This window comes from Desulfobacter sp., from assembly GCA_028768525.1.
Classification (GTDB): domain Bacteria; phylum Desulfobacterota; class Desulfobacteria; order Desulfobacterales; family Desulfobacteraceae; genus Desulfobacter.
In genome coordinates this window covers 349,993-371,426 of the sequence record CP054837.1, presented here as the reverse complement: position 1 = coordinate 371,426, position 21,434 = coordinate 349,993, and the positions used below count along the sequence as shown (strand labels likewise).

At 50.7% G+C, this 21,434-nt stretch carries 18 protein-coding genes; 9 read left to right on the top strand and 9 right to left on the bottom strand.

What is annotated here, in order from left to right; all coding sequences use genetic code 11:
- Positions 1-6 precede the first annotated feature (6 nt).
- The 5 genes from HUN04_01490 to HUN04_01470 form a co-directional block, all read right to left on the bottom strand.
- A complete protein-coding gene (locus HUN04_01490) occupies positions 7-1,398 on the bottom strand; it encodes a HAMP domain-containing histidine kinase (protein ID WDP88484.1) in 1,392 nt (463 codons plus the stop codon).
- Positions 1,395-2,072, bottom strand: a complete 678-nt coding sequence (locus HUN04_01485) for a response regulator transcription factor (protein ID WDP88483.1) — start codon at positions 2,070-2,072, stop codon at positions 1,395-1,397. Before HUN04_01485 ends, HUN04_01490 begins: the two co-directional genes overlap by 4 nt.
- Positions 2,073-2,139: 67 nt before the next feature.
- The gene (locus HUN04_01480) at positions 2,140-4,191 is read right to left on the bottom strand and encodes a sulfatase-like hydrolase/transferase (protein WDP88482.1); all 2,052 of its coding nucleotides are present in this window, start codon (positions 4,189-4,191) and stop codon (positions 2,140-2,142) included.
- A gap of 380 nt (positions 4,192-4,571) precedes the next feature.
- Positions 4,572-5,438, bottom strand: a complete 867-nt coding sequence (locus HUN04_01475) for an IS3 family transposase (GenBank protein ID WDP88481.1) — start codon at positions 5,436-5,438, stop codon at positions 4,572-4,574.
- Between the two features lie 32 nt (positions 5,439-5,470).
- On the bottom strand, positions 5,471-5,740 hold the full coding sequence (locus HUN04_01470) for a transposase (protein WDP88480.1): 270 nt from the start codon (positions 5,738-5,740) through the stop codon (positions 5,471-5,473).
- 344 nt (positions 5,741-6,084) lie between these two features.
- On the opposite strand from HUN04_01470, the gene HUN04_01465 reads away from it, so the two are divergent.
- Both HUN04_01465 and HUN04_01460 read left to right on the top strand, forming a co-directional pair.
- Positions 6,085-6,990: a hypothetical protein gene (locus HUN04_01465; GenBank protein WDP88479.1), complete on the top strand. Its 906-nt coding sequence runs from the start codon at positions 6,085-6,087 to the stop codon at positions 6,988-6,990.
- Between the two features lie 173 nt (positions 6,991-7,163).
- Complete coding sequence (locus tag HUN04_01460; GenBank protein WDP88478.1) at positions 7,164-7,529, top strand: hypothetical protein; 366 nt, start codon at positions 7,164-7,166, stop codon at positions 7,527-7,529.
- A 25-nt stretch (positions 7,530-7,554) separates the two neighbouring features.
- Here HUN04_01460 and HUN04_01455 read toward each other — a convergent pair whose 3' ends face one another.
- Positions 7,555-7,770, bottom strand: a complete 216-nt coding sequence (locus tag HUN04_01455; GenBank protein WDP88477.1) for a hypothetical protein — start codon at positions 7,768-7,770, stop codon at positions 7,555-7,557.
- A 416-nt stretch (positions 7,771-8,186) separates the two neighbouring features.
- Between HUN04_01455 and katG the strand changes: the two genes are divergently transcribed.
- The 6 genes from katG to HUN04_01425 all read left to right on the top strand — a co-directional run bounded on the left by katG (position 8,187) and on the right by HUN04_01425 (position 15,547).
- Entirely contained in the window at positions 8,187-10,361 is a 2,175-nt protein-coding gene (gene katG, locus HUN04_01450) for a catalase/peroxidase HPI (protein WDP93124.1), read from the top strand.
- 412 nt (positions 10,362-10,773) lie between these two features.
- Positions 10,774-11,352 carry a rubrerythrin family protein gene (locus HUN04_01445; GenBank protein WDP88476.1) on the top strand — a complete coding sequence of 193 codons (579 nt, stop codon included), beginning with the start codon at positions 10,774-10,776 and terminating at the stop codon, positions 11,350-11,352.
- Positions 11,353-11,385: 33 nt separating this feature from the next.
- Positions 11,386-11,766: a desulfoferrodoxin gene (locus HUN04_01440; GenBank protein WDP88475.1), complete on the top strand. Its 381-nt coding sequence runs from the start codon at positions 11,386-11,388 to the stop codon at positions 11,764-11,766.
- A gap of 70 nt (positions 11,767-11,836) precedes the next feature.
- A complete protein-coding gene (locus HUN04_01435; protein WDP88474.1) occupies positions 11,837-11,995 on the top strand; it encodes a rubredoxin in 159 nt (52 codons plus the stop codon).
- 239 nt (positions 11,996-12,234) lie between these two features.
- Positions 12,235-14,052 carry a diguanylate cyclase gene (locus HUN04_01430; protein WDP88473.1) on the top strand — a complete coding sequence of 606 codons (1,818 nt, stop codon included), beginning with the start codon at positions 12,235-12,237 and terminating at the stop codon, positions 14,050-14,052.
- Between the two features lie 211 nt (positions 14,053-14,263).
- Positions 14,264-15,547, top strand: coding sequence for a hypothetical protein (locus HUN04_01425; protein ID WDP88472.1), 1,284 nt, complete (start codon positions 14,264-14,266; stop codon positions 15,545-15,547).
- Positions 15,548-15,571: 24 nt separating this feature from the next.
- Here the strand turns inward: HUN04_01425 and HUN04_01420 are convergent, their stop codons facing one another.
- On the bottom strand, positions 15,572-17,728 hold the full coding sequence (locus HUN04_01420) for an acetate--CoA ligase family protein (protein WDP88471.1): 2,157 nt from the start codon (positions 17,726-17,728) through the stop codon (positions 15,572-15,574).
- Positions 17,729-17,741: 13 nt separating this feature from the next.
- On the bottom strand, positions 17,742-18,506 hold the full coding sequence (locus HUN04_01415; GenBank protein WDP88470.1) for an enoyl-CoA hydratase/isomerase family protein: 765 nt from the start codon (positions 18,504-18,506) through the stop codon (positions 17,742-17,744).
- A gap of 509 nt (positions 18,507-19,015) precedes the next feature.
- On the opposite strand from HUN04_01415, the gene HUN04_01410 reads away from it, so the two are divergent.
- Positions 19,016-20,437: a hypothetical protein gene (locus HUN04_01410; GenBank protein WDP88469.1), complete on the top strand. Its 1,422-nt coding sequence runs from the start codon at positions 19,016-19,018 to the stop codon at positions 20,435-20,437.
- An 83-nt stretch (positions 20,438-20,520) separates the two neighbouring features.
- Here the strand turns inward: HUN04_01410 and HUN04_01405 are convergent, their stop codons facing one another.
- A complete protein-coding gene (locus HUN04_01405; GenBank protein ID WDP88468.1) occupies positions 20,521-21,315 on the bottom strand; it encodes an SDR family oxidoreductase in 795 nt (264 codons plus the stop codon).
- Positions 21,316-21,434 lie beyond the last annotated feature (119 nt).

The following is a 21,434-nucleotide window of genomic DNA, read 5'->3' as shown; positions in this document are numbered from 1 at the left end:
AACCGTTCATCCATCTGCAGGCAGCCGGACACTTGTTCGTATCATCTGATCCGGCGCATTGCTAATGGTTATTCTGCCATTGTGAAGGGTGACAATCTTTTTGACGATGGTAAGGCCCAGTCCGGATCCCCCAAGGGCCTGGGATCTGGATTTTTCAACCCGGTAAAACTGGTCAAATAATCTGGGAAGGTCCTGTTCCGGAATTTTCCGGCCTGGGTTTAAAATTTCAATGCAAACATCGTCATCGGATCTCTCCGCCATGATTTTTATGGTTCCCCGGCTGGTCAGGTTGTACCGGATGGCATTGTCAATGAGATTGACAAAGAGCCGGAATAGTTTTTCCGGATCACCCATAACCCGGCAGGGGGCTTCCATCCGGTTCTGGATGGTGATCTGCTTTTCGCTGATCACATCCGCATAATCATCAAGCACCCGGTCTAACAGGCCGGTCAGATTAACTGATTTTGTGTGCAGGATGTCCTGCTGTTCCATCCTGGAAAGATCCAGCAGGTTTTTCACCAGATGCCCCATGCGGCGGCTTGTCTCAAGCTGTTTGATCAAATTGTTTTCTGCTGACGGCGACAGTTCTTCACTCATGAGCAAGTCTTCCTGGGCCAGCATCAAAAGGGTGATCGGACTCTTCAGTTCATGGGAGGCATTCCCAATAAACTCTTTCTGGCGGTTGAATGAGTGCTGGATCCTGTCAAACATCTTGTTCAATGCCACAGACAGTTCATAGAGTTCATCCCGGGTTTTCCCCAGGGGGATTCTTTGGTCCAGGGATTTATCGCTGATGTCCCTGGATTGTTTGATAATGGCTGAAACCGGCTTTAAGATCCGGCCGGCCAGTACATAGCTTAAAATGAAAATGAACAGCGCACAAATAGAAAGGCTGATCCCAATATCAATGACCAGCTCAATCAGCTCTTCTTCGAGGTCTTCAATGGGTTTTGCAATACGGATTTCTATATTTTTACCGTCTATCTGCTCACGGACCACCATTACCCTGAACAGCACGTCATCCTTGCTGTCCTGCTTCAGCCAGATTTTCGATCTTGGAATATTTTTTTCGATCAGGTACCGGGATTTTTCATTGGGGGCGAAAAGATCCGTAAACTCAGTGAGTTTTGACCGGTATAGCACCTGGCTCTGCTCATCTTTGGCCATGATCCAGTAGTCGTCGGGGCTATAGGGCATGCCGCCCAGGTTTAACTCATCCCCGGAAGTCCCGGCGCCCTTTATCCTGTCAGCCAGAACAACCGCCATATGCTGGATTTCCCTGTCGATCAATTTAAATGGCTCATCCGTCAATTCCCAGAAAATAATGGATGAGAACAGGATGGTGAACAAAAGGGAGGTACCGGAAATCCATAGGGTTATTTTTTTACGGATTTTCATATCTGGTCGTCAATGATGAACCCGATGCCCCGGATGGTTTTGATGATGGGATCCTCTCCCTGGGCCGTGAGTTTTTTTCTCAGATTTTTGATGTGCACATCCACATAGTTGGACATTGAAAAGGGGTCAAACTCCTCCCCCCATATATGCTCGGCCAGATTGAACCGGGATACGGAACCGCCCTTGTTATGCAAAAGAAACTCAAGGATGGAAAATTCCTTGGCGGTCAAATGCACTTCCTGTCCATCCAGGGTGACTTTTCGTTTAACCGTATCCAGACAGACCCGGCCCGCCTGGAGAATGGGGGTCCGTTTCCCTTTTCTTCTGAGCATCGCCCTGATTCTCGCCATCAATTCGGCCATGGAAAAGGGCTTGGCAAGATAATCATCCGCACCATGGTCCAGGCCCTTGACCCTGTCCTGGACATCGCTTCTTGCCGTGAGCATGAGTATGGGCATATCCATCCCGGCGCTGCGAACCGCTTTCAAAACACTTAAGCCATCCATGCGGGGAAGCATGATATCCAGAAGGATAAGGTCGTAGGACAGGTCAAATATCTTGTCCAGGGCCTGCTCGCCGTTTTCAGCCGTGTCCACCCCGTAATGTTTTCTTTTAAGGGCGGTTTTTAACTGATCCAGCAGCCCTGTATCATCGTCGACAATTAATATATTCATTTTAAGCGTATTCCATCTGCGGTGTTCTGGTTTTAAGAATACCCGGATACCGGCCAAATAACAAAGTTTAAATTTGATCGGAGAATAAACTAAAAAATCCAGCAGCCTTGATAACCCGCTTCATACGGGCCTTGTTTTCCATATATTGGTCAGGGGAGGGGGGGCGCTCCTGTGCCAGGTGTTCTGACACATTGGCCCACCGGTTCAGCCGGTGGGTAAATACGTAATCCGCGCCCTGGTAATAGGCCATCAGGTTGCTGACTCCGGGATAATCCCGGGAGACCTTTTCAAGGACCGGATTTTCCAGTGCCATCCGGTGGATTTGCTTTCCAGGGGACAGGAAGAGCAATTCCTGGTTTTCCAATAATCCCAGCTTCTGGTAGTTGGCAATCAGGGCACGGCCCTGGAAGGCGGGAGACAGGATATCCCTTCCGAAAAAATAACTCTCATAGGAGATATTCAGCAACGCCAGCAGGGTGGGGGCCAGATCAATCTGGCTGGAGAGGGTATGGATTTCTTGGGGACTGATATACTTGGGAGAATAGATAAACAGCGGGATATGGTATTTTTCAACCGGCAGGCCGACTTTTCCGGCACTGGCTGCACAATGGTCCGCCAGGACCACAAAGACAGTATCATCAAACCAGGGCTGTTCCTTTGCCTGCCCCATCAATTGCCCCAGCGCATAATCGGTGTATTTCACCCCGCCCAACCGTCCGCTGCCGCCATTGCCTTCTCCGGGGGCCAGATCGATTTTGCCGGCAGGGAAGGTGAATGGCTGGTGGTTGCTGGTGGTCATGATGTGAAAGAAAAAGGGCTTTCCGTCCTTGTATGTTTGGTTGGCTTCCCGGATCGCCCGGTTGTATATATCTTCGTCGCAGGCGCCCCAGGCGTTTGCAAATGTGATTTCCCTGCTGCTCAGGCGGGGCTGATCCACAATCCGGTAGCCGTTCCCTGAGAAAAAGGCATTCATATTGTCGAAAAATCCCCTTCCGCCGTACAAAAAGGCCGTGTCGTAGCCCAAATCCTTGAATACTTTGCCCAGGCTGTACATCCGCCTGTTGTCCGGACGCTTGACAATGGACCGGCCCGGTGTGGGCGGGATGGACAGGGTAATGGCTTCCAGCCCCCTGGTGGTCCTTGTACCGGTGGCATAAAAATCGGTAAAGAGCATCCCCTGCCTGAACCATTTGTCCATGAACGGAGTGATGTCGTTGTTTTGACCGAACCGGGTCAGAAATTTTGCGCTGAGGCTTTCCACGGAAATCAGCATGACGTTCAGCTTTTTTGCAGCCCCTTCCGCCTCTATGTATCTGCCGATCTGATAGATATTTTTGCTGTCCCCGGTCTCTTCCGCCATGACCTGGTTCTTTAAGCGGATGGAGAGGTCATGGTCATTGCCGGTGGCATAAAACTGCCGGTAATCCAGGCGGTTGTTCCTGAAGGCGGCAAAGAGCTGGTATGGGCCGTTGGAGGCCAGTTCATTCACATAGTTGTTGCCGGAAAAGCTTCTCGGGGACTGGTCAATGAGGAAGAAAGAGACCAGTGGCAGGATCATCAGCAGGCCTGAAATGACCACCCTTTTTTGAAAGGATTCTTTTAGGACAAGGGGCCTTAGGATGGCTGGCCGGATAAAATGAAATACAAGGCCGGTGGCGACGAAAAGTACGGGCAGGATAAAAAAGACCGGGTAGGATTGTAAAATATTGTCGGTGATCTCCCGCCTGTAAACCAGGTAGTCCACAGAGATAAAATTGAACCGGACACCGAATTCACTCCAGAAGTACCATTCGGCAACCATGCAGAATCCAAAAGCGTATAGAATCAGAAATGACCCGGCCTGGACCAGATACCGGGTTATTCTGCTGCTCATCCACTTATTGGGCAGAATCAGTAAGGCCAGGACAAACGGAATATAAAAATAACCGATAAAGGCAATGTCGTAGATCAATCCCTGGCCAAAAATATAAAGCCAGTCGGATATCCCGCCATCAAGGAAATGCCAGGCCCGAATCATCAGAATACCCCTCATCAGGGTGAAACCGGTAAGAAAAATTGCGGACAGCTGGAACAACAAGGCAAACCGTGTTTTGGGGGACCTGAAAATTATAGGAATCATTGAAAATTTTTCTCCATTGTTTGGGATAAAACAGGGGGGATACCTGGGTAAATCGGGGGCTGTCCCTGGTCGGGAACTGTTTTGCTGATCGGTGACGGGTTATACAAATCTTCACTTTTAAGGCGTCTTTTCATATGTGTACCTCTCTTAGGCGGGTAAGATACCATCACCTTTATGAAGAAACTGTGAAGAAAGAATGATCTGAGTGACTTGCCCCCTTCTTTAGTACAACCCGCAATGTTAGGAAGGCTCCGAATTTTCAAAATATTGTTGTTGTGTACCACTTCCTTTGCTACTTTTCAAATACCTGCCCAGGGGATAGGGCAACGCTGGGGAGCGACCCGAGCACTGCGGCAGGTGCCAATACGGATGGGCCATGTTCATAGCGTGGCCTTTTCCTTTGGCCCATCCGGATGGCCCGTAGGCGTTAAACCCCGGGGGCTTGGGGGCAGAGCCCCCATATAAGATTGTTCCCATTCCTTTCTAATGTTTTCCGGTGTCTGATATCCCAGGCTGCTATGCAATCTTTTCGTGTTGTAGTACTGGCGCCACGTCTCTATGATTGCCCTGGCATCCGGGACGGAATAGAAGACCTCCTGATTCAGACATTCGTCTCTGAACCGGCTGTTAAAGCTTTCTCCAAAAGGATTCTGCCATGGTTTGCCTGGCTCAATGTACTTGGTTTTCACCCCTTGCTCTTTGAGCCAGTCCTGGATTTTATATGCAATAAACTCAGGCCCATTATCGCTCCTGATGTATGTTGGAACCCCACGGGTTGCAAATAGAATCTGCAAAACGATTTTCACCTGTGAAGATGGTATTGAGGTATCAATGTGGATTGCCAGGCTTTCTCGTGTATATTCGTCAACCACCGTTAAAAATCTCAGCCGCTGCCCTTCAAGGCAGGAATCTTCCATGAAATCATAGGTCCATACATGATTGGGATACTTCGCTGATATTGGCAGCGTTGTCCCCTTGCCACGCCGCCTCTTGCGCCTGACCCTCGGCACGCACAGCCCTTGTTCCTGCCAGAGCCGCTCGACTTTCTTATGATTGATGATCATCCCGGATCTGACCAACTGCATATGGGCCTGGCGGTACCCATGCCTCGGATACTTACCAGAGAATGTTCTTAGCCAGATAACCAAAACAGTGTCATCCCTTGGGTTTGCTTGGTATCTGTAGCTTGACCGACTTATCTTCAAAAACAGACATGCTTTGTATTCTGAAAGGCCCCGTTCCGTCATAGTATGTACGGCTTTCCTGCGATCCGGGACCTTTACCACTTTTTTGAGACCACCGCCTTTAGAGCATCAACTTCGAGGTCCCGTTCAGCCAGGAGCCTTTTTAATCGTACGTTCTCCTTCTCCAACTCTCGCAGCCGCTTTACATCCGGAACGGACATGCCACCGTATTTCTTTTTCCAGCGGTAATAGCTTTGCTCGGAGAATCCTCCCAGCTTGCAGAATTCAGCGATAGGTCTTTCCTGTTTCTCGGCTTCAAGCAGAATTTTGACGATCTGTTCTTCAGAATAGCGTTTCTTTTTCATCTTGATCTCCTTTTTAGCTCGGAGATCCTAACATATCACATTGTACTGTTTTTGGGGGGCATGCCCTGAGGGATAATTATATTATTATTGACCATCCGGCTATTTACCTTGTGCTTTTAAGTGAATATTAGGAAAATTGCCCAATATAGGTAAAAAATGTAACACTTTTCAATGCATTCCATATTACACAGGCAAAATCGCAACAACGAAGGCCGTTCAGGGGCAAGACATTTAGTGCGCGGGGTCCTTGGCATGTAATTTGCTGCATCTCTACTAGTTTGAGGTACATGTTGTAGAACATTAATTGTCAGAAATGAATGGGCAGAGGAGCGGTTTTGAATAAAATGAGTCTGGCAGTAGAAAAAAATTTGAATTCCCTTAAATCAATGGTTATTAGCAAGCATTATGCGTTGAAAGTTTCTTTGCTGGTATTGTTCTTTTCCGCACCGGCTCTCCTTTTCGGTGCCACGATTTCCTCCCAGGTCACGGCGGGAGCCGGATTCTTCCTCTATGAATACCAGATTCAGCCGTCAGGCAGTGATGCACCGGATAATCCCGTAATCCAATGGATGCTGCCACTGGTCAACGGCGATGATTTTGACGTAACCACAGGTCAGGTCACGACGCCAGAGTTTTGGAGTGCCCAATTGCATCAAACCCCATTCAGTCAATGGGAATACACCGCACTAAATGATCCTTATCAATACGGTCTTTCAGCTGCTGATTTTGAATCCTCAAAATGGATTTTAAGATTTGTTCTGGATCTTGATGCCAGAGACCTGCGCATGACTGAAATCAATGATCAGATTATTCAATTGAAAAATGAAACCCAGGTGGATTTTATAAAGCTACAATCGCTTATATCAAAGCGAAACAATATCTTAGAAATAGTTGCCCATATGGATCCAAATAATCCATTGTACGCCGAGCTCTCTCGCCAGTTGGGCGGCATAGACAGCCAGATAGCAGATTTGCAGCAAGCATTAAATGCAACAGCGGGCCACCTGTCAGAATTAGAGACGGAATTGGCAGAACTCAACTCATCCACATACACCGGTTTTTCATTTGTTTCACCTCTGGGCCCGGTCTCAGGGCCTGCCCAATTAGGGTTTCTTGATGACACCAATTTGTTTCCGGCGATCCAGGTTCCGGTGACTTCCCTGTCATCCGTTCCGGTGCCCGGAACCATAACCCTTTTAAGTTTCGGCCTTCTGGTACTGTCCGGAATTCGCAGAACGCACAGGATATAGTTGTTGCGATTCATCTCACACCTTGCGTCAACTTTTATAGGGCGCATCAATGGAACTTGAAGCATTTCAGGGTATCGGATACAACAGGATGCGAACCTATAGAACCTTGACAAGGGCTGCTGCTGATTTAATGTTTTGAACACTCGATTTAAAAATTTTTCATGGGAGGAGCAATGAATTGTGATAGATGCAACAATAAATTCGATCCCAAAGAAAAAAGGGAACATTTAGGGCAGATTCTGTGTGAGGATTGTTATATGGAGGTTCTATCGCCTTTAAAAACATGCGATCCATGGGCGGTTCACAGTGCGAAGACCTTTGAAAAACATGCTGGTAACATAAATAAATTTACCCCGCTACAGGCAGAGATATTGGATCTTTTAACTAGGGAAGGTCCACTAAAGCCTGAATCCTTGCTAACAAAATGCAAAGAAGTCAAATCCCTTGAAGATCTAAAAAGAGAATTTGCCTCTTTGCGTCACATGGAAAAGGCACGGGCGGCCAGGCAGGGAGATGATGTTGTCTGGCGGATATGGTAGCATGCGTCTCATATGGAATCGTTAATTAACCAGATATTATTTCTTTTGCTTGGTCTATCTGATTGGGAAATAAATTCGCTGGTACGCTCGGCCTCCCAAGTTTTTTGAAGACTATGTATCTTGCACAATGCTGATTGTCACCAAGACAATATTTTTTTTTATAAATGGCCCCAAGTCCTTCAGTGTCTTTCATTTTATCGTTGAAAAATGGACATCCTTTCAGAAGCTCACAATCAGCCATTTTTTGCTCCTTTCCAAATTTTGTTGTGCTGATTAAATAATCTATGTGTTATCTGTTTTGGTATTTTGAATGGGCGATTTAAGCGTAATAATTTATAGCATATAATAATTTCTTTTAAAAAGATTTTCGAAATTAACCTTGCTACGATATACCGATCTATTGTACTTGTAAAATCTCTGGATGAAGTTTTCGAATTGGGATTCCCGGATGGGATCGATTAATATGATGCAAGTGAACTTTATCCCCATCCCCGCGTTATCTGTATAAAATGCAAAACCATTGTTGATCCGGATTGTGAGAGTCTGGATGGCATGATCAATGAAGTTTCGGCTGATATCTGCTTTGAAATCCAGAACCATCCATTGGATTTCTCAGGTATTGAAAATGCTTTTCAACCCAATAAAAGGAAATTGAAAATGAATGGAAATCAGTCAAACAATGGGGGCAAGTGTCCTGTGATGCACGGTGGTGCCACATCAAGCAGCATATCAAACATGGAATGGTGGCCCAAATCCCTTAATCTTGATATTCTCCATCAGCACGATTGCAAGACCAATCCCATGGGAGCGGATTTCAACTACCGTGAAGAACTCAAAAAACTTGACGTGGCTGCCCTGAAAAAAGACCTGCATGCCATGATGACGGACAGCCAGGACTGGTGGCCTGCGGATTGGGGACACTATGGCGGCCTTATGATCCGCATGTCCTGGCATGCCGCCGGAACCTATCGCATCGCTGACGGACGAGGCGGCGCCGGAACCGGCAACCAGCGCTTCGCTCCGATCAATTCGTGGCCGGACAATGTGAACCTGGACAAAGCACGTCGCCTGCTTTGGCCCATAAAGAAAAAATATGGCAACTCGTTAAGTTGGGCTGATTTAATTGCTTACGCAGGCACCATCGCCTACGAATCCATGGGGTTGAAGACGTTTGGATTCGCCTTTGGCCGGGAAGATATTTGGCATCCGGAAAAGGACACGTACTGGGGCTCAGAAAAAGAATGGCTGGCCACAAGCGATAGCCCCAATAGCCGATATTCCGGAGAGCGTGACCTGGAAAATCCCCTGGCTGCCGTGATGATGGGGCTGATCTATGTCAACCCCGAAGGCGTTGATGGCAACCCGGACCCGCTCAAAACAGCCCATGATGTACGCGTGACATTTGCCCGAATGGCCATGAATGACGAGGAAACTGTTGCTCTTACCGCAGGTGGTCACACGGTGGGAAAATGCCACGGTAACGGGGATGCCGCACTTCTCGGACCTGAACCCGAAGCCGCTGATGTTGAGGACCAGGGACTGGGCTGGATCAATAAAACTAAGCGGGGCATTGGTCGCAATACGGTAACCAGCGGTATTGAAGGCGCATGGACGACAAATCCAACAAAATGGGACAATGGTTATTTCCACCTGTTGCTAAACCACGAATGGGAATTGAAAAAAAGCCCGGCTGGTGCCTGGCAGTGGGAACCTATCGACATGAAGGAAGAAGACAAGCCCGTAGACGTCGAAGATCCCTCTATCCGATACAATCCAATCATGACCGATGCAGATATGGCCATGAAGATGGACCCTGAATATCGGAAGATATCAGAACGGTTTTACAAAGACACTGAATACTTCTCCGAAACGTTTGCCCGGGCATGGTTCAAACTGACACACCGTGATATGGGGCCGAAGGCTCGTTATTTGGGTCCTGATGTACCCAGGGAGGACCTGATCTGGCAGGATCCGGTTTCTGCCGGCCCCACTGATTACGATGTCCAGGCGCTGAAAGACAAAATTGCTGCCAGCGGTCTGAGCACCAGTGAAATGGTCTGCACAGCCTGGGATAGCGCAAGAACCTTCCGGGGGTCGGATAAACGCGGGGGGGCCAACGGAGCGCGCATCCGTCTCGCCCCTCAAAAAGACTGGGAAGGAAATGAACCGGAGCGCTTGACCAAGGTATTGTCTGTGCTTGAAAGCATTGCGGCAGAAAGCGGTGCAAGTGTGGCCGATGTCATCGTTCTGGCAGGTAATGTGGGTGTTGAACTGGCTGCTAAGGCTGCCGGCTTTGATGTTACAGTTCCCTTTTCTCCAGGCCGGGGGGATGCAAAGGACGAGATGACCGATGCCGAAGCCTTTGAGGTGCTTGAACCTCTTCACGACGGCTACCGCAACTGGCTTAAAAGGGACTACGTTGTTAGTGCGGAAGAGATGATGCTTGACCGCACGCAACTGATGGGGTTGACTGCCCATGAGATGACGGTGCTGGTCGGCGGTATGCGGGTTATCGGTACAAACCATGGCGGTACCAAGCACGGTGTGTTCACCCAGAACGAAGGCGCATTGACAAACGATTTTTTCGTGAACCTGACGGACATGAATTACACGTGGAAACCGGCCGGCAACAACCTGTACGAGATCTGTGACAGGAAAACAGGAAGCGTTAAATGGACGGCGACACGAATTGACCTGGTCTTAGGGTCCAATTCTATCCTTCGGGCCTATGCCGAAGTTTATGCTCAGGATGACAATAAGGAAAAGTTTGTTAAGGATTTTGTCGCAGCATGGACAAAAGTTATGAACGTTGATCGTTTTGACCTTGAATGATGGATTTTATGTAATATTCAAATTATTGTTAATAAAGGCAGCACTTCAGTATCCTTCGGAGTGCTGCTTTTATTCTCCGTGAGAAAATACCGGTACGCGTCATGGGGCAGAATAATATGATCTGAAAAATGTGGCTTAACCCTGTCCCTTGTTTATCGGGGCGGACCACTTTTGTCTCGTACGGATCTGTTTCATTGGACCCCAGAGGGGACGGCACTGGGGTGATGGTTTTAGCAGAGCATACATTTAAAAAGTCTATGATATCAGGGTGATGCCAATTTCTTATGCATTTTTATCAAATTGGCACGGTGGTTGCTCTTTACACGTGCCAGACAGCAAGAGCAAAATATACTTTTTGAACATAAGCATAAGGTAATTTTCAAGAACAAACACATTAAAAAATGGAGGAAGCATGCCAGAATTAAAAGGAACCCAGACTGAACAGAATCTGCTTAAAGCCTTTGCAGGGGAATCCCAGGCCAGAAACAGGTATACCTATTATGCGTCTCAGGCGAAAAAGGACGGATATGTCCAGATTCAGTCTATTTTTGAAGAAACCGCCAACCATGAAAAAGAACATGCCAAAAGATTGTTTAAATATCTGAAGTCGGGTGAGGAGATTGAAATTACCGCTGCCTTCCCCGCAGGAACCATCGGCAACACCCTGGAAAACCTCAAGGCTGCTGCCGGCGGAGAGAATTATGAGTACACCACCATGTACCCCGAATTTGCCGAAACTGCCAGAAAAGAGGGGTTTGGAGATATCGCTCAAACCTTTGAGTCCATTGCAGTGGCAGAGCTTTACCATGAGCAGAGATATCTGGCATTAATGGAGAATATTGAAAAGGGCTTGGTGTTTAAACGGGAGAAAACCACGACGTGGCGCTGCAGAAACTGCGGATACAACCACGAGGGGGCGGAAGCGCCTGAACTCTGTCCGGCCTGTGCCCATGCAAAGGCCCATTTTGAACTGAAGCCGGAGAATTATTAATCCTATAAAGTTAATCGCCAGGGGGGAATCAAAATGGCAGAAAAATACGGCATTTACAAATGTGAGAAATGCGGAAATATTGTCCAGGTACTTCATGGAGAGAAACCACCCGTGATGTGCTGCGGACAGTCAATGACAAAACTGGAATCCAACACGGTGGATGCCGCCCAGGAAAAACATGTTCCGGTCGTTGAAAAAATCGACGACGGATACCTCGTTAAAGTCGGGTCGGTTGACCATCCCATGATGCCTGAACATTACATCCAGTGGATAGAGTTAGTCACAGCGGAAGGAACTCTGATCCAGAGAAAATTTCTGGCGCCTTCAGATGAGCCCAAAGCAATATTTAAAACGGACGCTGAAAAGGTTGTTGCAAGGGAATACTGTAACCTCCATGGCCTGTGGAAATCCTAAATTTTTTTAAACCAATGGGTTGAATTTATATTCTGATATTTTGCTCTAACAAAATTAAAGGAGATATTCTATGGAAAAATATCAATGCACATTGTGCGGTTATGTATATGATCCTGAAAAAGGTGATCCCGATAATAGCATAGCACCTGGCACATCATTCGACGAGCTTCCTGAAGACTGGGGTTGCCCTATATGCGGGGCAGGAAAAGAAGATTTCGATAAAGTATAATCAACCCTTTAAAAATGCATCTGATCCGGTTCAAATCCGGCAGATGCATTTTTTATTCCGTCAAAACAAAAGACGGTCGGATCAAAAATTCCAAAAAGGCTGTCCCAGAATTAAATTTTCTGTTAGCATTCATCTTACCCAAAGGCCTTCTTCCAAACTACTGCGATCCGGATATGCAAATAAAAAAAAATAGATACCCAGGCAAGTGGATGACGTTTCTGCATATAGGGATAGTTTTATTGCCGTTGTTGTTCTTGGCGGAATCCCGGAATTGTCTGGCTGGGCCGGCCGAACCGGTCACCCTGGAACGGGGCATTGAAACTTACTCCCTGCGGTCCCACTTTGCTTACTATGTTGATCCGTCCGGCGGGGTGACTGTGGCGCAGGCTGAGGCCCTGGCCGAGAACGGTGAATTCATTGCATCGGATACCAACCTTAACGTGGGGATTACCTCAGCCGCCTGCTGGGTGCGGTTTTCCCTGTCCAATCCAGGTGATGCGCCCCAGAAACTCGTGCTTGTTCTCGGAACACCGACCATTTCAAAGGCGGTGTTGTACATCCCGGATGGCCATGGCGGCTATACCGAAAAAATAACCGGTGACGTATATTCCGCCAGGGTGCAGGATTACTTTCACCGGCACCTGAATTTCGGGGTTTCCATTTCCGGCGGTGAACAGAAAACAGTGTATCTTCGGCTGACCACGGACGCGATTCTGGAAACCTCCCTCACGCTCTACACGGACAGGGCTTTTGTGAAAGGCCTGCCCTTTGAATATTTTTTTCTCGGGCTCTTCTATTCCGCCTTTGGGGTGGCCATCATCTATAACCTGTTTCTCTTCGCCTCCCTGCGCGACACCAGCCGGCTGTTTTACGTGCTTTACGCCACCGTGTTTTGCTTGCTGTGGTTTTATCTGGACGGACTCTGGTTCCAGGTTTCCCTGAAAACGCCCTTTAAGCCGATTAATGCAATCCGCGTCCTGAATGCCCTTTCTCTTATGCTCATGCTGCTGTTTACCTGTTCGTTTTTCAACTGCCGAAAAAATGCGCCGCACCTGTTCAAGATCTTCATGTTCCTTGCCGTGGTCTGTGCGATCAATACCGTCATGGTTACACAAATCCCCTTGGCTGGATATAACAAACCCCTCAGGCTGGCCTGGCTGGTCTCTATTCCCCTGATTATTTTTTCTGCAATCCTGTTTTGGCGTCGGGGTTTCCTGCGAGCCCGCTACTTTCTCATGGCATGGTTATTTGTCCTTGGCGGGGCAGCCATTTTCCTGCTGGACATGTATTTAAATTTATTTCCAGGGTTGCCCGTTGCCCGGAGCGTCTGGAAGATCGAATCGGTTATGGAGATTATCCTGCTGAGCCTCGCCCTGGCAGACCGGATAAATGAACTGAATTTGGAAAAGGAACAGGCACAGGCCCATGCCCTGAAAGCCGAAAGGGACTTGAAGGAAAACCTTGAACATAAGGTAAGGGAACGCACCACAGCCTTGCGTGAACGATCATACGAGCTGGAAAAGGCCAACCAGCTCCTGGAGAAGCTTTCACAGATGGACGGACTGACAGGCTTGTACAACCGCCGTTATTTTGATTCGGCATTCGTAATGGAATGGAAACGCATGCACAGATGCGGCGGCAGCCTCTGCCTGATCCTTTTGGATATTGATTTTTTTAAAAATTACAATGATACATTCGGTCACCAAGCCGGAGACGATTGCCTGAAAAAGGTGGCTAACATCATCAAAAGCGCATTGAAACGCAGTTCGGACATCTGCGCCCGCTACGGGGGAGAGGAATTCGTCATTGTATTGCCGGAGGTCGACCATTCAGGCGGCATGGGCATTGCGGAAGAATTGTGCAGTAAAGTACGGGCGGCAGCGATCCCCCATGATACCGATCCGGGAATTGTCACCGTCAGCATCGGCGTGGCCGCGCTTAATCCAATAAGTACCCTTTTGCAACCCAAGGATCTCATCAGGTACGCAGACAAGGCGTTGTACAGGGCCAAAAGTTCCGGCAGGAACCGCGTGGAATCCTATCCGCCTTCTGCCTGACCTCATCCATAAAAAACATTGCAGAAGGCGTCCTTAACGCCTGGCTTGATTTTCATACCGGCTGGGAGGTCTCGCATGGCCGGGATGCTGTCCTGCGCGCCCCGGCTTTACTGTCAGGGATGCCTGTGGTATACGGCTGGTCAAAGGCATATTTTTCACCGGAATTGATTGTGCCGCACCAGATTTTCCAATCTTTGAGGAAGAAAAGCATATGCGCTATCCGGATTATATTGAAGCCCCTTACCAGTTCCCGGCCTTTTTCCGGGTTGAGATGGGGTATGAAGAGACCGCTCTGGCAGACCCGGTGGGGGAGCTTGAGGGGCAACTGGTCCGGGAACTGGACCGGGCGGGTGTTGGGGAGGGACAACGGGTTGCCCTCGGCGTGGGCAGCAGGGGCATTGACAACCTGCCTGCCTTTGTGGCCTGCATCTGCCGCTGCATCCGTGAGAGAGGGGCAAACCCCTTTATCTTCCCGGCCATGGGCAGCCACGGCAGTGCCACCTCCGGGGGGCAGGTCAGGGTGCTGGAACGGCTGGGGGTGACCCAGGCATCCTGCGGGGCCCCGGTCTGTTCCGGCATGGATGTCACCCAAATCGCCACCGTCCTGGACCAGGTGCCGGTGTACTTCAGTACAGAGGCCCTCCATGCAGACCATACCATTTTCATCAACCGGATAAAGCCCCATACCAAGTTCAAGGGGCCCGTGGAAAGCGGGCTCTATAAGATGATGGTGGTGGGGCTGGGTAAGCATCAGGGGGCCCTGGCCTACCACAGCATGGCCCTGAAGTACGGGTTTTATTCCCTGCTCAAAACCATGGGGGATACCATCATTGAACAGGCCAACATCTCCCTGGCCGTGGGGGTCGTAGAAGATGCCCACGACCGCACCATGGCGGTTTCGGTCATGCCGGCCCGGGAGATCCCCTTCCGGGAACCCGTACTCCTTGAAACGGCCAAGGCCAATTTCCCCAGACTGCCCTACGCGGACCTGGATGTCCTGGTCATCCGGCGGGTGGGCAAGGAGATCAGCGGTTCGGGCATGGACCCCAATGTCACCGGCCGGACCTACGACCTCATGGAGGATGATTTTTCCGAAAATCTTTCTGCCAAACGGGTGGCCGTCCTCAGCCTGTCGGAAAAAACCGGGGGCAACGGCATCGGCATGGGAAATGCCGATATCATCACGGAAAAGGTATTCCGGGATCTGGACTATGAGGCCACCCTCATGAACGCCCTGACTTCTGTCTCACTGAGAAAGGCATTCATCCCTGTGCGGCTGCCCACCGAGGAAAAGGCTATCCAGGCGGCCTGCCAGACCATCGGCCCCGTGGCCCCGGAAGCGATCCGGGCCGTGATTATCAAAGATACCCTGCACACCGCAAATTTCTGGGCCAGCCGCGCCCTGCTTGAAGAGACCCGGGCATTTGAAAACGCGACGATCCATGAGAACACCCGCCTGCAGTTTGATTCCAAAGGGGAACTCATCCTGGATTGAGGCGGGGGCTGGGCCTTTTTTTAATTATCCCGGGGGTGATGTCTCCTGGTGGGCTGCCAGGATGATTCTGGCATCCACCACATCCAGCCCCTGCTCGTAAAGGAGGATGGGGTTCAGGTCCATTTCCCGGATTTCAGGGTAAGACTCAATTAACTCGGAGCACATGGACAGCACCCTGCGAAGGGCGGCCTTATCGTATCCCTTGTGTCCCCTCACTCCGTCCAGGATCACCGAGGATTTGGTGTCCTCAAGCATTTTCCTGCATGAGGCCGGGGATACGGGCAGCACAAAAAAGGTGACATCTTTGAGGATCTCCACCATGACCCCGCCCAGGCCGTACATGATGACCGGGCCGAACTGGTCGTCTATTTTTGTTCCAATAATAATTTCAAGCCCTTTCTGGGCCATTGGGGCCACCAATACCCCCCGGATATCCGCATCCGGATGAAAGGCACGGGCGCCCTCCATGATCTGGCGGAAGGCCTTCCTGATTTCCTTTTGGGATTTCAGGTTCAAGATCACCCCGCCGGCATCGCTCTTATGAAGGATGTCCGGAGATACGATTTTCAACACCACAGGCCCTTCAATGGCTGCGGCGTTATTGCAGGCCTCCTCTGCGCTCTTGGCCACCATCCCCACCTGGGTGGGAATGCCGTGGAGCTTGATCAGGGCCTTTGCCTCATGCTCCAGCAGGACCTGCCGGCCCTCATCCAGGGCCCGGCGGATGATTTTTTCCCCTTCTGGCCGGGCCTTGGCGCGCCAGTTAAATGTAAAGCTGGCCTTGGCATGGTAGGATTTCAAATACCGTCCGTACCGGCAGAGCGAGGCCACACATTTGCATGAAATATCAAGGGAATCGTGGACCGGTATATTGTAGTGGCGAAGCAGGTCAAGGGCGTGGGAATCATGGGTGCCGTACAGGGAGTGGACAAATATGGGTTTTTTCCGTTTTTTCATCATCCCCCCGAACCTGTGGGCGGCCGCCTCTTCTCCGATGGCCAGACTTTTTTCGAACCGGATGCCGTATCCTCCGAACAGCCCCACCACAAGCAGGGCGCCCACGGCAGAGTCCTGGAGCAGAATTTTGGCGCAATCGGCAAATAGCTCGGGATTGGCATCCGTTCCCCCGGCCACGTCCACGGGATTGGCCACAGAGGCTGCCGCAGGGAGGATTTCTTTGAGCTTTTCCTTGGTTTTTTCCGAGAGTTCGGGCAGTAGGATGCCGTAATCGGTGAGCAGGTCGGCTGCGATGGTGGCATGGCCGCCGCCGTCGGCGAGGATGGCCACGGCATTATTCTTTACCGGGGGCAGGCTGGACAGGGCGCCGGCCACGGGGAAGAGTTCGTCGGAATTGTCTATGACGATGATCCCGGCCCGCTCGTAGGCCCTGTGAGCCACCTCACTCATGCCTGCAAGGGAACCGGTATGGGAACCTGCGGATTTTTTCCCGGTGGCCGACCGGCCGCTTTTGAGCAGTACAATGGGCTTTTCAATCGTGGTTTTATGGGCCTCTTCCAGAAACCGCCGGCCCTGGCTCATTCCCTCCACATACATGAGAATGGCACGGGTGCCGGGATCTTTTCTGAAGAAGGCCAGATATTCGTGGAATTTGATGTCTGCCTCATTTCCCACGCCGACATAATAGCTGAAGCCGGACTGCTTGCGGATACCGGCTTCGGTGATCAGCGTCAGGGCCATATTGCCGCTCTGGCAGAGCAGGGCGATGTCGCCCTGGGGCGCATTGTCAATGCCCACCAGATTCATCCGGGATTTCAGGTTCATCATGCCCGAGGTGTTCGGCCCGATGAGGCGGACGCCGGCTTTCCTTGCCGCCGCTATCATCCGGTCTTCCAGGTCCTTTCCCTCGGCACCCAGCTCCCGGAACCCGCCGGCGATGATCACGGCGCCGGCCACCTGCTTTTCTCCGCATTTTTCCAAAATTCCCGGAATGGTCCGTGCCGGAGTGGTGATCAGGGCCAGGTCCACAGGCCCCTCAATTTCAGTGACATCCCCGTAGCAGGGCAGGCCCAGAATCATGGTTTCTTTGGGGTTCACCGGGTAGATTTTTCCTTCATACCCGTCCCGGCGGAGGGTCTTTATGGCCTGGTACCCCCGTTTGGTTTTGTTTTTCGATGCCCCGATAATGGCCACGGATTCGGCATTGAGTACTTTTTCCAGCATAGGTCACCCCCCTTTATTGTTTCCGCTGCTCAAAGTTCTTCAAAGACTTCCCCCGTTCCTTGGTGGACACACAGGCCAGGCACCCTTCTATTTCGAAGTCCATAAGGGCCTCAAGGCTGCATTCCCCGGCAGCCATCAAAAAGCCCTTTTTAATGATTTTCAGAGAAAATGACGAATTGGCCTGGATTTTTCCGGCCATGGCCCAGGCCTCGTCCATGAGGTCATCAAGGGGGACCGCCTTATTGACAAGCCCGATCCGCTCCGCCTCTTCGCCGCTGATGTATTCGGCCGTGAACAGCAGTTCCCTTGCCTTTCCCGGCCCCACCAGGTCCTGGACCAGGCGGAAGGCCCCGCCGGTGACCGAAGAGGTGACCTTTGCTTCAGGCGAACCGATAAAGGCTTCTTTGGCCGCGATCCGTATATCACAGGCCAGGGCCAGTTCATATCCGGACCCCAGCGCATATCCGTTGATGGCGGCAATGGTGGGCTTTTCAAACCGAAGTATTTTTCTGGAGGCCTCCTGGAGGGATTCAAGGTATCTGCGGTAGTCTTCCGTACTTCTGTCCTTTGAATCCTTGAGATCCGCACCCGTGGAAAAGGCGCGCCCTTCACCGGAAAGAATGACCACCCTCACATCGTCGTCCATGCGGATCTGTTCAAAGGCATCCATGATTTCCTGCCACAGCCTCTGGTTCATTGCGTTGAGCACCTTGGGCCGGTTGAGCCTGATCAGGCCGATGCCCTCTTTTTTTTCATAGATAATGCATTGATAATCCATAGACGCCTCCTTGTTGATTGGGAAACATTTGTCGTTTCCTCATTTTTCGGATCGGAGTGTTAAAGAGCGGATGATGGCTGCGGCTGTCTAAACCAATGATACCGGACAATAGATCCAGCGCATTTAAATGGCAGGTCAGGCGGCCGCCGGCAGTGCTGCTGTCCTTCTGCTCCCTAACCGGTAAGATGATTTTTGTCAAGAATAAGGATAAAGATTCAATCCAGTGGTTTTAATTTCACCCCTAAATTGATATGTGTTTTTACCATACAGGTTTCGTTTTTCTGCCCATTCTCTTGAAAACAGGGAGTCTTCTCATGATTCGTATCACCGCTCCAGCCAAAGCCAAAGTTTCGATGGTCCCATTCACTGCTCTGCTAAGCGTTAATCTCATTATCATTTTTAATTTACTTTTATTATTTCCCCGGGGATTTTGCCGGGCGGAAAGCGTTGAATTACCCTCGTTCTTGCCGGAGCATTATTCCGCCGCCTTCCGGGTTGATGGCCGGGATATGGTTCCTATCGGGCACGAAGAGAAAAACAATGTGGATCAATGGGTATACGCCGCTGACGACCGGTCCCTGCAGCTGGTCGTGGAGAATATCAAGTGCGACCGCAGGCGATGCCGGGGGATTTTCAATAACCTGCTTATGTACCTGAATAAGGAAATAGGGGACAAGGGCGGCGCCTTCCGGGAGGTCACCGAAACAGAAATCCATGCTGAAATAACCGGTGTAACGATGTCCAGGAGGGTGTTTGCTTTTGTATGCCCGGCATCGATTCAGATCTGGACCTATTCCGGCGCCTCAAAGACCAATGATGCCCTTGGGCCCTTTTTTTATAAAATCCGCGCCATGGCAGACCGGTTCCGGTATACCAATGCCCTTGCACAGGGGAATGTCTCCATGGGATTGTGGGGGCCCCAGACCTATGCCTATGCTGCCACATTGCTGGCCGGGAATGAGAAAAGAACGGCGCTCGGGGTTTTCAAACGCCTGCTATCCACCTCTCCGTTTAATTACGAGGCCCATGTGGATTTCATGGAACAGACGGACGATTATCAGGCCGCCCAAAGCAGCGCGGAGATTGTTTTTAAGAATGCGGAGGATTCGGATCTGATCAACAGGGCCGCAGGGTTTTTGAATATCCCAACAGGGGCAGGCAAGGAGGTGCCTGTATTGGAAAAAGGGGAGGCGGGGCTTCAACTCCTTATAATTCCGTTGGACCCCTGCAGTCTGCTGCTGCTGGAAGAGGCCGGGAGAATTTATGAAAAGATAACCGGCATCAGGACAAAAATCTGCCGGTTGCCTGAAAAATGGAATTGGGGAAGGCCGGATCGTATACCCTTTCAGCGCAGAATTCAGGAAATTCTCGTCAAGATGAATAAAGCGGATATTGATTTCACCGGATGGGCGGAACAACAATATATTGATGCTTTGGTGAACGGTGCGGCATCGGAAGACGCTCTGTCGCAGTATTACCTGCAGGATCTAATTGGCCAGGTTCGCACCGGCGCCGGCCAGTTTTTTGCGGATCCCCATCTGGACCGGTTTTGCAGAATACTTTCGAACTATAGATCAGAAGACAGCCGCACCATGTATGTGGGGGTGACGTCGGCTGATATTTTTTCCGGCGATAGTAATTATGTGTTCAGTCTGGGCAGAACCTCCGGGAACTCCAGGGCGAGCATCCTTTCTTATCACATGATGCTATCAAAAACCCTTTCCGAGGCATTCCAGTCCAGGCCTCGCCTGGCCGGACGAATGGCAAAGGAACTGGTTCCGGCGAGTTTGAAGCAACTGGGCATCCCCCGCAGCACCGATCCCTCATGCCCCTACTCCTATTCCAGCGGGGTGTCGCGGCTGGACCAGAAAACCTTGAATTTATCCCATGGGGTGACGGCCGCATTGGAAAAGATAATGAACCAGCCATAACTGCTGCACGGGCTCGGCCGGCGGGCATCAGGTAAGGGCCGGAGCCCTTACCTGGATGAAGTCCTTTTCAGGTTCAGCGCCCTTTAAGCAATGCCGCCGCCGTCCACCACCAGGGCCGTGCCCGTGACCCAGCTTGAAAGGTCGCTGGCCAGATAGAGAACGGCGTTGGCAATATCCCGGGGCATGCCGATACGCTTCAGGGGCCGGTCTGCGCCGCATTCCTCAAGATAGGTTGCCTGGCTGGCGGTGTCGGTGACCAGCCCGGTCTGCACCCCTTCGTCCCTGAGCATAGGGGTGTCGGTATCGCCTGGATTGACGCTGTTGACCCGGATGTTCTGGGGGCCGTGGTCAATGGCCATGGCACGGGTCAGGTTGACGATGCCGCCTTTGACAGCGCAATAGGCTGCGGCCTGGTCGCCGCCCTTAAGTCCCCAGCCCGAGCCGGTGTTGATGATGCTGCCCCCGCCCTGGGACGCCATGATGGGAATGATATATTTGGAAAGCAGAAAGGTGCCTTTGAGGCCCACATTGATGACAAAATCCCATTCCGCCTCTTCCAGTTCAGGCAGGGTTTTTCTCACCGTTACCCCGGCATTGTTGAACAGAATATCGATTCGTCCGAAATCATGCATGACCGCATCCACCGCCCGTTTCACCTCATGGGATGAGGTGACGTCGCATGTGTAAAACCGGGCAGTGCCGCCGGCCCGGGTGATTTCTTCTGCCTGGGCCTCACCGCCGGTGTTGATGTCAAGCATGGCAATTTTGGCCCCGTGGGCTGCCAGAAGCTGGGCCGTGCCAAGGCCGATGCCGGCCGATGCCCCGGAAATAACGGCGACCCGGCCTTCCAGAGATAGACGCTCTTTTTTTTCCAACATACAAATTTCCTGTGGCTTTATGGTTGTTTTTATTATTCCGTAACCAATTCCAATTTTTCCGGGTAAAAAAGCATAACCGCCGCGAAAGTGCAAGGAGAATAGGAAACCGGAACGCTCAT

Bases quoted from the DNA above. Each gene is read 5' to 3' on its own strand.
- HUN04_01490 (WDP88484.1), bottom strand. From the start codon at position 1,398: ATGAAAATCCGTAAAAAAATAACCCTATGGATTTCCGGTACCTCCCTT.
- HUN04_01485 (WDP88483.1), bottom strand. From the start codon at position 2,072: ATGAATATATTAATTGTCGACGATGATACAGGGCTGCTGGATCAGTTA.
- HUN04_01480 (WDP88482.1), bottom strand. From the start codon at position 4,191: ATGATTCCTATAATTTTCAGGTCCCCCAAAACACGGTTTGCCTTGTTG.
- HUN04_01475 (WDP88481.1), bottom strand. From the start codon at position 5,438: ATGACGGAACGGGGCCTTTCAGAATACAAAGCATGTCTGTTTTTGAAG.
- HUN04_01470 (WDP88480.1), bottom strand. From the start codon at position 5,740: ATGAAAAAGAAACGCTATTCTGAAGAACAGATCGTCAAAATTCTGCTT.
- HUN04_01465 (WDP88479.1), top strand. From the start codon at position 6,085: ATGAGTCTGGCAGTAGAAAAAAATTTGAATTCCCTTAAATCAATGGTT.
- HUN04_01460 (WDP88478.1), top strand. From the start codon at position 7,164: ATGAATTGTGATAGATGCAACAATAAATTCGATCCCAAAGAAAAAAGG.
- HUN04_01455 (WDP88477.1), bottom strand. From the start codon at position 7,770: ATGGCTGATTGTGAGCTTCTGAAAGGATGTCCATTTTTCAACGATAAA.
- katG (WDP93124.1), top strand. From the start codon at position 8,187: ATGAATGGAAATCAGTCAAACAATGGGGGCAAGTGTCCTGTGATGCAC.
- HUN04_01445 (WDP88476.1), top strand. From the start codon at position 10,774: ATGCCAGAATTAAAAGGAACCCAGACTGAACAGAATCTGCTTAAAGCC.
- HUN04_01440 (WDP88475.1), top strand. From the start codon at position 11,386: ATGGCAGAAAAATACGGCATTTACAAATGTGAGAAATGCGGAAATATT.
- HUN04_01435 (WDP88474.1), top strand. From the start codon at position 11,837: ATGGAAAAATATCAATGCACATTGTGCGGTTATGTATATGATCCTGAA.
- HUN04_01425 (WDP88472.1), top strand. From the start codon at position 14,264: ATGCGCTATCCGGATTATATTGAAGCCCCTTACCAGTTCCCGGCCTTT.
- HUN04_01420 (WDP88471.1), bottom strand. From the start codon at position 17,728: ATGCTGGAAAAAGTACTCAATGCCGAATCCGTGGCCATTATCGGGGCA.
- HUN04_01415 (WDP88470.1), bottom strand. From the start codon at position 18,506: ATGGATTATCAATGCATTATCTATGAAAAAAAAGAGGGCATCGGCCTG.
- HUN04_01410 (WDP88469.1), top strand. From the start codon at position 19,016: ATGGTTCCTATCGGGCACGAAGAGAAAAACAATGTGGATCAATGGGTA.
- HUN04_01405 (WDP88468.1), bottom strand. From the start codon at position 21,315: ATGTTGGAAAAAAAAGAGCGTCTATCTCTGGAAGGCCGGGTCGCCGTT.